This is a genomic window from Acinetobacter pullicarnis (assembly GCF_006352475.1).
Classification (GTDB): Bacteria; Pseudomonadota; Gammaproteobacteria; order Pseudomonadales; family Moraxellaceae; genus Acinetobacter; species Acinetobacter pullicarnis.
Genome location: NZ_VCMZ01000001.1, coordinates 946,348 through 961,685, shown reverse-complemented (window position 1 = coordinate 961,685; position 15,338 = coordinate 946,348). Strand labels below are relative to the sequence as shown.

11 protein-coding genes are annotated in these 15,338 nt (G+C 40.5%); 6 read left to right on the top strand and 5 right to left on the bottom strand.

All coding sequences use genetic code 11. The features are described 5' to 3' along the window. Positions 1-56 precede the first annotated feature (56 nt). From trxB to dut, 3 genes are all read left to right on the top strand, one after another. Complete coding sequence (trxB, locus tag FD716_RS04055) at positions 57-1,016, top strand: thioredoxin-disulfide reductase (RefSeq protein WP_139851079.1); 960 nt, start codon at positions 57-59, stop codon at positions 1,014-1,016. Between the two features lie 373 nt (positions 1,017-1,389). Further along, entirely contained in the window at positions 1,390-3,429 is a 2,040-nt protein-coding gene (locus tag FD716_RS04050) for a UvrD-helicase domain-containing protein (RefSeq protein ID WP_139851078.1), read from the top strand. A 56-nt stretch (positions 3,430-3,485) separates the two neighbouring features. Further along, complete coding sequence (gene dut / locus FD716_RS04045; RefSeq protein WP_139851077.1) at positions 3,486-3,938, top strand: dUTP diphosphatase; 453 nt, start codon at positions 3,486-3,488, stop codon at positions 3,936-3,938. A 133-nt stretch (positions 3,939-4,071) separates the two neighbouring features. On the opposite strand, the gene bfmS is transcribed toward dut, so the two are convergent. Next, positions 4,072-5,706: a sensor histidine kinase BfmS gene (gene bfmS / locus FD716_RS04040; RefSeq protein WP_139851076.1), complete on the bottom strand. Its 1,635-nt coding sequence runs from the start codon at positions 5,704-5,706 to the stop codon at positions 4,072-4,074. Between the two features lie 43 nt (positions 5,707-5,749). Next, positions 5,750-6,466, bottom strand: a complete 717-nt coding sequence (bfmR, locus tag FD716_RS04035) for a response regulator transcription factor BfmR (RefSeq protein WP_139851075.1) — start codon at positions 6,464-6,466, stop codon at positions 5,750-5,752. Positions 6,467-7,047: 581 nt separating this feature from the next. On the opposite strand from bfmR, the gene FD716_RS04030 reads away from it, so the two are divergent. The 3 genes from FD716_RS04030 (at position 7,048) to FD716_RS04020 (ending at position 12,093) form a co-directional block, all read left to right on the top strand. Then, positions 7,048-9,873, top strand: coding sequence for a ribonucleoside-diphosphate reductase subunit alpha (locus FD716_RS04030; RefSeq protein WP_139851074.1), 2,826 nt, complete (start codon positions 7,048-7,050; stop codon positions 9,871-9,873). A 681-nt stretch (positions 9,874-10,554) separates the two neighbouring features. Further along, the gene (locus FD716_RS04025; RefSeq protein WP_215895446.1) at positions 10,555-10,671 is read left to right on the top strand and encodes a preprotein translocase subunit YajC; all 117 of its coding nucleotides are present in this window, start codon (positions 10,555-10,557) and stop codon (positions 10,669-10,671) included. A 138-nt stretch (positions 10,672-10,809) separates the two neighbouring features. Further along, positions 10,810-12,093: a ribonucleotide-diphosphate reductase subunit beta gene (locus FD716_RS04020; RefSeq protein ID WP_139851072.1), complete on the top strand. Its 1,284-nt coding sequence runs from the start codon at positions 10,810-10,812 to the stop codon at positions 12,091-12,093. 241 nt (positions 12,094-12,334) lie between these two features. Here the strand turns inward: FD716_RS04020 and FD716_RS04015 are convergent. From FD716_RS04015 to FD716_RS04005, 3 genes are all read right to left on the bottom strand, one after another. Then, positions 12,335-13,554, bottom strand: a protein-coding gene (locus tag FD716_RS04015) for an IS3 family transposase (protein ID WP_139851071.1) whose coding sequence is annotated in 2 segments (ribosomal slippage) — positions 12,335-13,227 and positions 13,227-13,554 — 1,221 coding nt in all. Because the reading frame shifts where the segments join, the coding sequence is not laid out codon by codon here. 197 nt (positions 13,555-13,751) lie between these two features. After that, positions 13,752-14,732 carry a hypothetical protein gene (locus FD716_RS04010; protein WP_139851070.1) on the bottom strand — a complete coding sequence of 327 codons (981 nt, stop codon included), beginning with the start codon at positions 14,730-14,732 and terminating at the stop codon, positions 13,752-13,754. A gap of 16 nt (positions 14,733-14,748) precedes the next feature. Next, the gene (locus FD716_RS04005) at positions 14,749-15,099 is read right to left on the bottom strand and encodes a hypothetical protein (protein WP_139851069.1); all 351 of its coding nucleotides are present in this window, start codon (positions 15,097-15,099) and stop codon (positions 14,749-14,751) included. Positions 15,100-15,338 lie beyond the last annotated feature (239 nt).

Genomic DNA, 15,338 nt, shown 5'->3' with positions numbered 1-15,338 from the left:
TTTCACGTATAATTTTAGCAAATTCTAGAAGCTAAATTGAAAAAAGGATGGTTAATATGGGTCTTCGTCATTCACGCTTGGTTATTTTAGGGTCAGGCCCTGCCGGTTATAGTGCTGCGGTCTATGCTGCACGCGCAAATTTAGCGCCAACCTTAATTGCAGGTATGCAACTCGGTGGTCAGCTGACCACAACAACAGATGTTGAAAACTGGCCTGGTGATGCTGAAGGATTAACTGGTCCAGCGCTTATGGAGCGTATGCAAGCACATGCGGAACGCTTTGGCACCGAGATGATTTATGACCATATCAATGAAGTTGATTTAAATGTTCGTCCTTTTGTACTTAAAGGCGATATGGAAGATTACAGCTGTGATGCCCTGATTATTGCAACAGGTGCAACCGCACAATATCTAGGCCTAGAATCAGAACAAGCCTATATGGGTCAAGGCGTTAGTGCCTGTGCGACCTGCGATGGCTTCTTCTATAAGAACCAGAAAGTGATGGTGGTTGGTGGCGGCAATACCGCCGTTGAAGAAGCACTCTATTTGTCTAATATTGCCTCACATGTGACTTTGGTGCATCGTCGTGACAGTTTGCGTTCAGAAAAAATTCTTCAGGATCATTTGTTTGCAAAAGAGAAAGAAGGAAAAATCAGCATTATTTGGAATCACGAAGTCACTGAAGTGCTCGGTGAAGCCAAAGCGGGTGTGACTGCGGTTCAACTCAAATCAACCCAAGATGCTTCAACCCAGACCATTGATGTACAAGGTTTATTTGTTGCGATTGGACACAAACCCAATACCGCAATGTTTGAAGGCCAACTTGAATTGCGTGATGGCTATATAGAAGTCAGTGGTGTACGCGGTAATGCGACTGCAACGTCGATTGCCGGCGTGTTTGCCGCAGGTGACGTTGCTGATGATGTTTACCGTCAAGCCATTACTTCTGCGGGTTCTGGCTGTATGGCGGCCTTAGATGCGGATCGTTATTTAGATAGCTTGGCTAAAGGCGCATAACCGTTTAGGCAATGGCGTATAAATAATATGATTTTGCATTTTATTTTATAGCTTTAAATGATCAGTCATGGGTCTCACACAAGTGGGACCTTTTGATTAATTTGCGTTGATTTTTATCAACGATATACGCATCATCGCCCCTTTTCTGGTCTTTACACCCCAACCTCTGCACCATTAGATCGATAATTTCAGTCATGTTTGATTACAAAAACCAATCAAATATATTTTAAAAAACAAGAGCATCCACACAGCACAGCTAAATTGCGTTTAAAAGCAGCATTTTAAATGTGATCTGGCAAATATCTAAGGAAAGGTTAGGCAAGTCATACACAGATGACTATAATCTAGCTCGAAAAACACCGGGGGAAATACCATGTCATCAGCAAGTCAACTCAATGACAAGCAACTTGAAGCTATGAAATATACTCAAAGTCCCTTGTTAGTCCTTGCCGGAGCAGGTTCAGGTAAAACCTCAGTTATTACCAAAAAAATCGCCTATCTGGTTCAGGAAATTGGCATACCAGCATATCGTATTACGGCGATGACGTTTACCAATAAAGCTGCACGTGAAATGAAAGAGCGTGTTTCGAAGTTGATGTCAAAAGAACAAGCCAAAGGCTTATCTGTTTCGACCTTTCATACGTTTGGATTAAATCTACTTCGTCTTGAGCTGAAACATACGCCACTTAAAAATAATTTTTCGATTTTAGATGCCGATGATTGCAAACGCATTCTGATGGATCTCATGCATCGTGATAATTTATCCGGTGCTGAAAGCAAAGACCTGATCGCCAAGGCAATGAAAAAGATTTCCGATTGGAAAAATGATCTGATCATTCCAGAGCAAGCACACACCACCTGCGAAACCGAAGAAGATGTGCAGTTTGCTCATTTGTATCAGCTCTATGAACGCAATTTACGCGCTTATAATGCGGTTGATTTTGATGATCTCATCGTGATGCCGACGCGTCTATTACAAGAAAATGCTGAAGTGCGTGATAAATGGCAAAACCGCACCCGCTATCTTTTGGTCGATGAATATCAAGATACCAACACCGCGCAGTATATTTTGGTCAAGCTTTTGGTTGGGGTGATGGGTCAGTTTACTGCGGTAGGTGATGATGACCAGTCAATTTATGCTTGGCGTGGTGCAAAGCCTGAGAACATGGCCTTGCTGAAAGAAGATTTCCCCAATTTAAAAGTGATTAAACTGGAACAGAACTATCGTTCAACCAGTCGTATTTTAAAAGCAGCCAACCATGTCATTGAAAACAACCCACATATTTTTGACAAAAAATTGTGGAGTGACAAAGGCAACGGTGACGTGATTCGTGTCATTACCTGCCGTAATGATGATGATGAAGCCGAACGGGTGGTGAAAGATTTAATCACGCATAAACTGATGAATGGTAAGAACTGGAAAGATTATGCGGTACTGTATCGCGGAAACTTCCAAGCACGGGTACTTGAAACCCATCTACGCCAAATGCAAATCCCCTATAAGTTATCAGGTGGTCAGTCGTTCTTTGCCCGCGCTGAAATTAAAGACATCATGAGTTATTTAAGGATGATTATTAATCCTGAAGATGACAGTGCTTTCTTACGGATTATCAATACGCCTAAACGTGCAATCGGTCCGGTTACCTTAGAAAAACTCGGTTTGTTCGCACAAGAAAATCATCTATCACTGTTACTGGCGGCATCTGATCAACGTTTGCGTATGGTTTTACCACAAAAAGCGACGACACAATTGGCTGAATTTGCAGACTTTATCAATACATTCACCCGTGAATTATTAGATGATGATGACCCTGTACCGAAAGTCCGCCAAATGATCAATGAAGCTGGCTATATCGACTATTTACGTGAAAGTGCGGCTACTCCTGCGCAGGAAAAAACCAAACTCGACAACGTTGAAGTGCTGTATAGCAGTATTCAAAGCTTGATTAACCGCGCTGAAGATGTCGATGAACGTAATATTGAAAGTGTGATTCGTAAAATGGTGCTGCTCGATTTGCTCGAACAGCAGCAAGAAGACGATGACATCGATAAAGTCAATTTGCTCACGTTACATGCCTCGAAAGGTCTTGAGTTTCCATATGTTTATATTATGGGCTTGGAAGAAGAGTTATTGCCGCACAAGAACTCAATTGCAGCAGAAACCATTGAGGAAGAACGTCGCTTAATGTACGTGGGGATTACCCGTGCCAAGCAGGGTCTAACACTCACCCTTGCAGAGCAGCGTAAAAATGGCGGCCAAATGAAGCAAATGACCGCCAGTCGTTTTCTCGATGAATTACCACAAGATGACTTGGATTGGCTCGGTCGCAAAAAGAAACTGGCTGAAAATATCGATCCAAAGTTACAAGCACAGCAGTATTTACAAAATTTGAAAGCCTTATTAAAGCGCTAAGCGTTTAAAAGGCAAAAGTTTTAGTTTTAGTTTTAGTTTGGAAATAGGTTCTCTACATGAAAGTGCAAGTTAAAATATTAGATACACGTCTCGGCCAAGAATGGCCAATGCCAAGCTATGCAACTACCGGTTCTGCGGGTTTAGATTTACGTGCGTGTTTGCCTGAAGCAATCACGGTTGAACCTGGTCAAACCGTTTTGGTTAAAACGGGTATGGCGATTTATATCGAAGATCCAAACTATGCGGGTTTGGTACTGCCACGTTCAGGCCTAGGTCATAAACACGGCATCGTCTTGGGTAATCTGGTTGGTCTGATTGACTCTGACTACCAAGGTGAACTGATGGTATCGGTATGGAACCGCGGTCAAACCACCTTCACATTAGAGCCAGGTGAGCGTCTAGCCCAATATGTGTTGGTGCCTGTACTCCAAGCTGAGTTTGAATTGGTTGAAGATTTTACTGCATCAGCACGTGGTGCTGGTGGCTTTGGTCATACGGGTCAGCACTAAGCCGATCGATTGATCTGAAGGGCAACTTCAGGCAATACAAGTAAAAAACCAGTGTGCATTTGCCACTGGTTTTTTTATCAATAAGCATTCTACCTGATCATGCTTTGCTGTTGTTTCATCCTTAGGCTTTGCGTTATGAACTATTTTTCTTCTTTTTAAAACGCTGTACTGGCCATGACATGATAAAACGTGCGCCACCCAGCTCAGGGCTTTGATCGACCTCAATACTGCCACCAAACCAGAATGCAATACGACTCACAATCGATAAACCCAAACCATAACCGCCAGAAGCACGGGTACGGCTGTCATCTAGACGCGCAAAGGCTTCAAAAACACGTGCACGATCTTCTTCAGGAATACCGGGTCCATCATCTTCTACACAAACATAGGCCATGCGTGAATTAGGATCGATACCGCCACTGAGTAAAATGCGACTATCACCATAGCGAATTGCATTACCCACTAAATTTTGAATCACACGATGTAAATAACGTCGTTCGGCTTCGACAATGACATCACTCGACAAAGCCGCCAATTGAATATTCATTTTGGTTTTTAAAGCTTCAGTCTCTATCACCACTTGCTCTAGTACATCAACCAAAATAATTTTTTCAAAATCAAGTGAAGGTGTCCCTTGTTCTAATTTTGCATAAGTCATGATTTCGTCAATAAGTGTATTGAGTGCCTCAATATCTTTATCAATCATCTCCGTTTGTTGCAGGCGATGACTATAATCATCTTCATCAGCCAACATTTCCATCGCAAAACGGATACGGGCAACCGGTGTACGCAACTCATGTGATACTGCACGCATTAATTCACGCTGTGCTTCAATCAAACGATGAATATGATCTGACATGCTATTGTAACTTGAGGCTAAGCTTGCCATTTCATCATGCCCTTCTGCAGGAACACGGACAGACATATCACCTGTTTTCATGATATTTAAGGCATCATTCACCTGTCGGATTTTACGTTGCATTGGCACAATTAGGCCGTAAACCCCAAGGCACAGTAAGAACATACTGAGTAAGGTAATGCCTGCAGCCAGCTTGAACGGCATCCAATTAAACATTGGAATTGGTCCCATGACCAAGACACTCCCCGGCACATTCGGCATAGGAGAAACGATAGAAATCGTAGTCCCTCGAACAGAAGCGCTATCTCGATAGAGAATCACACTTTGATCTGAACGCAAGCGTCCAACCTGCTCAGAATCGAGTCCTAAGTCAGCAACCTGTTGAATACCGATGTGATAATAGAAATGCTCTTGGATCTTTTTCAGATATTCTTGTTCTTCACCCGGATAGTAAACCAAGTAATCCCAAATAAAGATCGGTAGAACCTTCATTTGGCGCTCACCAATGGTGTCTACTTTGATATAAATAAAATGTGTGGGATCGTTTCGAATACCGATAATTAAATAGGCAACACTTTTTTTAGCATCATAACGCACCACTGCTTTTTTATTTTCAATGCGTTTTTCTTCGGCTCGAGATAAGTCGATTTTCTTTGATTCTAAATAATAGATTGGCAGCTCTAACAGGTCAGAAGCATCTGAAATCCAATCAATTTTTTGTTGGTGCGTTGGCTGCCGAGCAACCCCTTCACTGATGACAAATGAAATGCCATCAGTCAAGGATTCGCGATATTCCTGTGCGCGCTGATAATTGATAATCTGCACCAGCAAATAACCAAATATCGCAACCAGGACGACCAAGATGACCAGTCCAGCATAGATGCGCAAAAATATACTGTGTTTTAACAAGTCATCTATCCTTTGAGGAAAAGCTTATCGTCCTATTTTTTGATTACATCCCATTGGTTTCTTTGACAAAGAGATATCCTTTACTACGTACGGTTTTGATACGCTTAGGATTCTCTGGATCATCACCAATTTTTGGACGAATTCTGGAAATACGAACATCAATCGAGCGGTCTTGACCATCATATTCAATGCCGCGTAAACGCTCGAAAATATCTTCACGCGATAAGATTCGACCTGCATTGGATGCCAACAACCACAATAAGTCATATTCAGCGCTGGTAAAATCAACCAACTCGCCATTTAAGGTGACTGAACGGCCACCATTATCAATGACGAGATCATCAAATTCAATGCGCTGAGCAACTTCATCTTCAGGAGTTTTGTCAGTTCGTCGTAATAATGCACGAATTCGAGCCAACAACACGCGTGGCTGTACTGGCTTAGCAACATAGTCATCTGCACCCATCTCTAGGCCAAGAACTTGATCCATATCTTCTGTACGTGCAGTTAACATCAGAATTGGTTGATGATAATGTGGACGAACCTCACGACAAACGGTCAAACCATCAGCGCCTGGCAACATTACATCAAGGACAACTAAGTCTGGTTGCTCACTAATAATACGTCGGATTGCACGGTTACCGTCCGGTTCAACACCGACTTCTAATCCGTTACGAATCAAATACTCTTGGGTTAGACGAGCAAGACGCTCATCATCTTCTACAATTAGAATTTTTGGTAACTTTTCTTCTTTACTCATCTATATGCCCCTTCTCTAAATTTTTGATTGTCTATAAATCCGTCAGATATAAGACATTTATAATTTGCAATATACACACGTTTACATTGTAAACAAGACCTCATTCACCAAACTGATACAGGAGCGTATCGTTTTGTTATATTTTTTTTAAGCATTGAATTGTTTGCTTTTTTCCAAATAAAATGCACTGCCCGATCAAAAAATGACGACACGTGTTTTTTTTGACCCCTTGCACATGGATTGTATAGATTGTGAGTGATTGATTTCACTTTTTTTCACTTATCCACATAGTTATCTATACGGGTTAAAAGCAGACTTTGATACACTACGCCTTGCTGTATATGACCTCACTCAAGATACGCATTCCATGCTAACTATTTGTTAAAATCCCGTTAAATTTTTTAGAAAAATTTTTATAAAAATGTCAATATTGATCTAAGCGAAAATTTACCGTATCTTGTGTTCAAAATCGAACTAAACCACTAAGTCTTGTGTTTTGTCCTAAAATGTCGTGGTGACAAAACATCCGATTTATATGGGCAATTAACATAAAAAATGATGCCAATGGAGCGAAGCTGACAATGAGCGCAATCAATACACCTGGTCAACTGCAAGTGATAAAACGCACTGGTGATGTTGCCATTTTTGATGCAGATAAAATTTCTGTAGCAATAGGCAAAGCCTTTCTCGCAGTAGAAGGTCAAAATAGCGCTGATTCCAGCCGAATTCATGACCGTATCTCACAAATGACCGAAATGGTCCTCAATACCTTTAGTCGTCGTTTACCTTCGGGTGGCACGATTCATATTGAAGAAATTCAAGATCAAGTCGAATTGGCTTTGATGCGTACAGGCGAACAAAAAGTCGCACGTGCTTATGTGATCTATCGCGAACAACGTGCCAACGCACGTAAACAAACTGGCGCGAATCACCATCCAACGCTACAAATTACCGATGCCAATGGGCAATTACAGCCGCTTGATTTAGGTGCACTCGAAAAAAGCATCAAATTAGCCGCTGCTGGTTTAGATGGAATCGATGTACAAGCGATTATTGATGAGACCATCAAAAACCTTTACAACGGTGTAAAAGCATCGGATATTGCCACCACCATGATGATGGCAACCCGTACTCGTATCGAACATGAGCCGAACTATACGTATGTGACTGCACGTTTACTCAGTCATGAATTGGTTGCAACGGGTTTAGCATTCTTAGGTTTGCCACAAGATACGCCTGAAGGTGAAGCTTTAGAAACTTTCCTGAAAAAAGGTATTGAGTTAGAACTGGTTTCTCCAGAATTACTCAACTTTGACCTGAAGAAATTGGCGGCTGCGATTAAACCAGAGCGTTCAAACCAATTTACTTATCTTGGCTTACAAACCCTATTTGACCGTTACTTCATCCATTCCAATGGCGTACGCTTCGAACTGCCACAATTGTTCTTTATGCGTGTTTCAATGGGGCTTTCATTAAACGAAGCCAAACGTGAAGAATCGGCAATTGAGTTCTATAACTTATTGTCTAGCTTTGACTATATGGCTTCTACGCCAACCTTGTTCAACGCAGGTACGCTACGTCCACAACTTTCAAGTTGCTACCTCACTACCATTGCAGATGACCTCTATAACATCTATGGCGCAATGCGTGACAATGCGATGTTGTCTAAATGGGCTGGCGGTTTGGGCAATGACTGGACTCCGGTTCGTGCATTGAACTCATACATCAAAGGCACCAATGGTAAGTCTCAAGGTGTTGTACCGTTCCTTAAAGTTGCCAACGATACTGCCGTTGCAGTCAACCAAGGTGGTAAACGTAAAGGTGCAGTTTGTGCGTATTTAGAAACTTGGCACTTAGACATCGAAGAATTCCTAGAGCTACGTAAAAATACCGGTGATGACCGTCGTCGTACCCATGACATGAATACAGCAAACTGGGTTCCAGATTTATTTATGCAACGTGTATTTGAAGATGCTGAGTGGACCTTGTTCACCCCTTCAGAAACCCCAGACTTGCATGATTTAACTGGTGCTGAATTTGCTGAACGCTATGCATACTATGAAGGCATTGCCAAAGAAACCAACATGCTACACAAGAAACTTCGTGCGAAAGACTTGTGGCGTAAAATGCTGTCAATGTTGTTTGAAACAGGTCATCCTTGGATTACCTTCAAAGACGTATGTAACTTACGTTCACCACAACAACATGTTGGCGTAGTACATTCATCCAACCTGTGTACTGAAATCACCTTAAATACAAGCCAAGATGAAATCGCGGTGTGTAACTTAGGTTCGATCAACTTGGTACAACACGTACTTGGTGGTGTATTAAACCGTGAGAAATTGGCTGCAACGGTAAAAACAGCTGTACGTATGCTTGATAACGTTATCGATATCAACTACTACGCAGTGCCACAAGCCAAAACTTCAAACATGAAACATCGTCCAGTCGGTATGGGCATCATGGGCTTCCAAGATGCTTTATATGAAATGGGCATGGCTTATGGTTCTGATGAAGCAGTTGAATTTGCAGATGAATCGATGGAAGTGATCAGCTACTATGCGATCCGTACCTCGAGTGATCTTGCTGTTGAACGCGGTAGCTACGAAACATTCAAAGGTTCATTGTGGGATCAAGGTATTCTGCCAATCGACTCTTTGGATCTTGTTGCAAAAACTCGTCCAGAACGTATGTTCGAAGTTGACCGTACTCAACGTCTGGATTGGGACAGCTTACGTGCCAAAGTACAGAAAGACGGTATGCGTAACTCGAACGTGATGGCGATTGCACCGACTGCAACCATTTCAAATATTTGTGGTGTGTCACAATCAATTGAGCCGACTTTCCAAAACTTATATGTGAAGTCAAACTTATCTGGTGAATTCACCGTAATCAACCCTTACCTCGTTCGTGCGTTAAAAGAACGTGGTCTATGGGATGTGGTGATGGTTAACGACCTAAAACACTACGAAGGTTCTGTGCAAAAAATTGCGCGTATCCCAGAAGAGTTAAAAGCTATCTTTGCAACAGCGTTCGAAGTTGAGCCACGTTGGATTGTTGATGCTGCATCACGTCGCCAAAAATGGATCGATCAAGCCCAATCGTTGAACCTGTATATTTCAGGCGCAAATGGTAAGAAACTGGACTTGACCTATAAAATGGCATGGTTACGTGGCCTCAAAACCACCTATTACCTCCGTGCTTTAGGTGCAACTTCTGCTGAGAAATCAACGATTAATACCGGCGCGTTGAACGCGGTTAAAGCCACTGCTGCACCTGTAGTCGCGGCTGCCGTTGCCCCAGTGAAAGCGGTTGAAGCTGCTGCAATTGATGATGATTTCGCTCAAGCTGCGCCAGTACCATTGGCCTGCTCGATTGATAATCCAGATTGTGAAGCTTGCCAATAAGACTTTTCGGCTATCTAGGTCAAAGTAGATAGCAAAACAAAGCCCTCTTGCACGATGCAAGAGGGCTTTTTTATCACGGATTTGGTCTTAATGTCGTCGCGCTAAATGACAACTTCATCGGGCACGCTCTGAGTTGAGCAAATCATATTTTGGTGCTAGACAAGATTACTTTTCAATTGAAAAAACTTTGATTTTTTTTAGTTTTATTAATTTTTCAAATCATCGAAAAGTGAAAAGACAGTGCGAGTGATTAAATATTGTCACACGTAAAAGCTGAAGCTCAACCTAGGCTAGCTTTTGCTGATTTTAGCGACAGCAAAATAGAGGTCTGATCACAAAAAACACAATATATAGTATTTTTTTTTCTACTATACACAACATTATGTAGTCCTATATAATGGCCGACATTATCCATTCATGCATAACCCATGATGGAAAACCAATTCTGTATCATTTTTTCAAGCGACGTTTTTGGTTTTTATTTAGATCAAAATGACAGGTTTTGAAGTTATCGATACGGTTTAAACATCTATAAATTTTTCGTCATCGATTAATTTTTTTCATGCCCTTAACCCCCGACTTAATCTCGTTAAAAAAGGGGCAGCCCAATAAAGTGATAATCACAGGGTTTGTACGAGATGAGGGAATTGAATCAATGCTTGAGGTAATACCGTGCCACACATGACCCATAACTATATGCTTGGACTAAGTGTGCTGGTAGCCGCCTTTATTTTCTTCTACACGCCAATCGTTTATGCATTTCTAAAATTTCGTAAACAGCGTCAGCAAGATAAATAAAAGGCTTTGCATTGTTGTTTAAATCAAGCTATGAGGCGTAAAAATTAATTTTACTTACACATGGCACCCGTATATTCATGACATCTCCTTGAAGCAGATGTCAGATAAAAGATATAAGTAACGAAGAGAGTATTTGATATGTCTATCCTAAATTGGGACGATTTTGAAGATGATTCGCAGAAACCGGCTACACCTGAACACCAGCCTAAAACCGTCAGCACGCAGGAAACGCCTGCTACACAAGTGGTATCTGATGCACAGTCATCATCGCCGCATGTGGCTGCTGTACAATCCGCTGGAGCCCGTACAAATCGAGCAACAGATCCAGCCGATCCGTTGGCAAGAGCATCTGCATCCCTAGAGCATCTTGATGTTGCGCCTGGTCTAGAAGAACTCGAAATGGGTGCTGGTCGTGTGGAAGTTGATGATAAAGCAATGATCAACTGCCGCGCTGACTTAAACCAATTGGTTCCGTTTAAATACGAGTGGGCTTGGCAGAAGTATCTGGATGGATGTGCAAACCATTGGATGCCACAAGAAGTTAACATGACCCAAGACATCGCACTTTGGAAATCTGAAGGCGGTTTAACCGACGATGAACGTACCATCGTGATGCGTTCTTTGGGCTTCTTCTCCACTGCTGACTCACTGGTTGCCAACAATCTAATTTTGGCAATTTACCGTCATATTACCAACCCAGAATGCCGTCAGTATATTTTGCGTCAAGCATTTGAAGAAGCGATTCACACCCATGCTTACCAATACTGTATCGAGTCTTTGGGCATGGACGAAGGCGAAGTCTTCAACATGTATCGCGAAGTCCCATCAGTTGCACGTAAAGCCGCTTGGGGTCTGAAATATACACAATCGCTCAGTGATCCAACCTTTAAAACGGGTACTCCTGAAACAGATCAAATCTTGCTTCGCAACTTGATCGCATTCTATTGCGTCCTTGAAGGTATCTTCTTCTATTGTGGTTTCAGTCAAATCTTGAGTATGGGTCGTCGTAATAAAATGAATGGTGTTGCTGAGCAATTCCAATACATCTTACGTGACGAATCAATGCACTTGAACTTTGGTATCGATATGATTAACCAAATCAAGATTGAGAACCCGCATTTGTGGACTGCTGAATTCCAAGAAGAAGTCATTCAAATGATTTTGGAAGGTACTATTCTTGAAATCGAATACGCACGTGACACTATGCCACGCGGTGTACTTGGTATGAATGCCAGCATGATGGAAGAATACTTAAAATTCATCTGTAACCGCCGTCTTGCACAACTTGGCTTACCAGAGCAATTTGCGGGTGTGACCAATCCATTCCAATGGATGTCTGAGATGATGGACTTGCGTAAAGAGAAGAACTTCTTTGAAACGCGTGTGACTGATTATCAAACTGGCGGTGCGTTAAGCTGGTAAGGTTTTGAGTTGCGTAGGCGACATATAAGTTTTCCTTAGCGACAAATGAAATTTCCTTGAAATAAAAAATAGAGCCTAATGGCTCTATTTTTTATTACTTGATTGGAGGCGATAACTTTCGGAATTTCGATATCTTAAAGCCTTCAGGTAATGGTCGCTGAATGACAGATAATGCAAGATTTTTGATACATATTTCGAGATTGTTACATTAATGTGTGTTAGCCCCCGTAAAAACGGACAGTTAACTTGCTAATTTTATCGAGCGAAACTCCCGAGGGGATTTCATTTTTAGCCCACTATGCGGATGATTGCAATTATAGTCTTCAATCCAGATGGGTAAATAGCTCATGACTGTTTCTGCATCTGGTACATCACTCAAATAGACATAATCCCGCTTTAAGGTTTTAACAAACGCTTCAGCCATGCCATTGCTTTGTGGGCTACGAATTGGCGTTGTACAAACAAGAAAACCTAATGATTGAGCGAATGTGCGTGTTGATCGAGCGATGTAACAACTGCCATTATCTGTCAGCCATTCAACCCTTTGTGGTAGATGAGAGACTGCACCGAAACGTCGCTCCATACTCTGCACAAGCACGTCACAGACCATTTCACTGCTGATTCCTTCAGTCGTTGCAGCATAGCTCATGATCTCTCGATCACAGCAGTCTAAGCTAAAGATCACCCGTACTTTTTCACCATTCCAACATTTAATCTCGAAGCCATCTGAACACCATCTCTTATCCGACGCAGACACAATGACTTTGCCTTCATGTGTACGATCATTCTGAAGTGGCTCAGATCGAGTTAAAAGTAAATCGCTCTGCTTCATGATGCGGTAAATACGCTTATGATTCACTTGTTTCAATGATATCGTATTTGCCTTTAAGTGACGATTGAGGTGAGCAGTAACACGCCGATAGCCATTGCTCGGTCGTTGGTCACAGATGTCCCGAATCATAGGCAGTAAAATGTGATCCTCTACTTTGTTATACCTCGAACGAGAGATCATGTTTGGCTGCTTTAATCGTCGATAAAGGTTCGATCTCGAAACACCGAGTATTACGGTTACGGCTATTTGCTGTATTGGGTATCGTCTGGCGGCAATAAGGGCATGTGCGATATGTACTTTTTTGTCTGTGCAAGCTCTAAGGCATCTTTGAGAATTTCTGCTTCGACAGTCTTTCGACCTAACATTTGTTCAAGCTGTTTTACTTTTTTTAGTAGTGCGTTGTAGTCTGAAACACTGGCGACTTGATCATTGGCTTCCACAGCAGTTACCCCACCATCTTGCATAAGTTTTTTCCATTTAAACAGTAAACTTGGGGTAATGCCATACTGCCTGGCAACAGAAGAAACGGATGATCCGGGCTGCATGGTCAGGGCAACAAACTGTGCTTTCTGTTGACCTGTATAACGTCTACGACGTTGAACTGATGTAATAACTTCAATACGTTCCATAAGACACTCCTTAACTCTAGTTCTATGCCTAGATCTTAATTTTGAGTGTCCGTTTTAATTGGGGGTTAATACATTTTCTGAATCTAGACAAAGTAAAATATTAGAAGTCTTAGATAGCCCAAAAATCCAAATTATTACCATGCAAGATAAAACGTTAATAAATTGAAAAATAAAGGATATTTTAAAATCAAAAATAATCAAAACGAATTTTTATACAGAAAATAACCAGCAAACAATATAATAAGAATTGGAGAGTAATTAATTAATCTCCATTTTATTATTCTAAAAATATAATTAATTTTAACAACTCTTGCTCTTTCAACGCTCTCCCTTGCTATCGCTTTTTTAATATTGTTATAAATCAAGGTTTCTCTTTCCAATTTATATTCCAAACTACCATAGTCGTTAATCAATCTCCTCAAAACGTCTCTATCTTTTTTAAAATTATTATTAAATTCATTAAAATAAATATCAAACCCATTAGGAATAAAAACATCTTGATTAAATTCAATTTCATCTAACCCAAGAAATATACTTTTCCAAGTATAGATTTCACTATTACTCTTACTAAGTTTAGAATGTCCCTCTTCATTTTTTAGCTCTAAGAATTTAATTTCTTCTTGCTTAGACCAAATGTCATAAACAAAGTCTTCTAATGAGGCTTCTTTTATATTTTCGGCCCAGTTATCATTATCAATTAATAAGCCAATTTTTGTATAGCCATTTAGGGGTATACAAAATTTAGCATAAAATCTTTTAGCCATCTCTTCCTTTTCAGGTCGAAAATCTATTTTATTTACTACTGTTTCTTCAGGAAACTGCTTGAGCCATCTTACTATATAGCTCATGACTAGACTACCGACCCTGTTTCCACGAAGTGACGTAGGATCTACGAAAATAGCGCCAAGACTGTCTGGGCTACTACTAGAGATACTTGCTCTCCCTCCTAATTCACTATTTATTTTTTTGTCTAAACGATAACTTGAACTAAATAAATTAATTTTATATTGTTCATGCTCAGACAGAGATGTGTATTGTACTTCAATCTCTAACTTTGCCTCATCATAGTAATCATTACTTTCAAAAGATGAAGAAGCATAAAAGTGGATTACACCCATTCTCTCATTAGACTTCAAATTATTAATAAAATAGATTATATTTTCATTATAGCTTTGCATTTTTAACCTTTTAAAATTAAAGAGTTTCTATCACAGAAAGAACAGACAAAGAAATTAAACCAACAGGACCTAAAGAAGTCAGAATATAAAATCTAGTTGAAAACTTGCCAACATCTAGAATTTCAAGCATCCTTTTTAAGAAAAGCTCATTTAATAAATAGACAAACAGAACTAAACCGAACATTGAAAATATAAAGGTAGCGCTATAACTAACAATTAATGAAAAAGAGTCTGGCAACTTAGTTAATGAAGTAATTAATTTTTTACTTCCTAATATAATGACGATGATGGCTGCAAATATTGAAATCATTAAATTTAACAATAATTTTAAGAATTCACTTTTCAGCTCTGAATTATCAACATTCATATAATTTCTCACTTATACATTGACCACAAATATTAGTACGAAATTTCACCTAAAAGATCAATACTCTTACCGAACAGGTACGTCAAAATATGTCGCTCAACAAAATGTCATCTTATGTGTCGTTTTCCTAAAAAATGTCAGCTTATCTGTCGTATTTTCATGAAACTGATTGGCACTTAGCTGCCTAAATCTTTGTTTTATAAAAGGCACCAATGTCAACTTATGTGTCGTGTGACGGA

What these genes read in the sequence shown, in the direction of transcription:
- trxB (WP_139851079.1), top strand. Translation starts at nt 57, where the DNA reads ATGGGTCTTCGTCATTCACGCTTGGTTATTTTAGGGTCAGGCCCTGCC.
- FD716_RS04050 (WP_139851078.1), top strand. Translation starts at nt 1,390, where the DNA reads ATGTCATCAGCAAGTCAACTCAATGACAAGCAACTTGAAGCTATGAAA.
- dut (WP_139851077.1), top strand. Translation starts at nt 3,486, where the DNA reads ATGAAAGTGCAAGTTAAAATATTAGATACACGTCTCGGCCAAGAATGG.
- bfmR (WP_139851075.1), bottom strand. Translation starts at nt 6,466, where the DNA reads ATGAGTAAAGAAGAAAAGTTACCAAAAATTCTAATTGTAGAAGATGAT.
- FD716_RS04030 (WP_139851074.1), top strand. Translation starts at nt 7,048, where the DNA reads ATGAGCGCAATCAATACACCTGGTCAACTGCAAGTGATAAAACGCACT.
- FD716_RS04025 (WP_215895446.1), top strand. Translation starts at nt 10,555, where the DNA reads ATGACCCATAACTATATGCTTGGACTAAGTGTGCTGGTAGCCGCCTTT.
- FD716_RS04020 (WP_139851072.1), top strand. Translation starts at nt 10,810, where the DNA reads ATGTCTATCCTAAATTGGGACGATTTTGAAGATGATTCGCAGAAACCG.
- FD716_RS04010 (WP_139851070.1), bottom strand. Translation starts at nt 14,732, where the DNA reads ATGCAAAGCTATAATGAAAATATAATCTATTTTATTAATAATTTGAAG.
- FD716_RS04005 (WP_139851069.1), bottom strand. Translation starts at nt 15,099, where the DNA reads ATGAATGTTGATAATTCAGAGCTGAAAAGTGAATTCTTAAAATTATTG.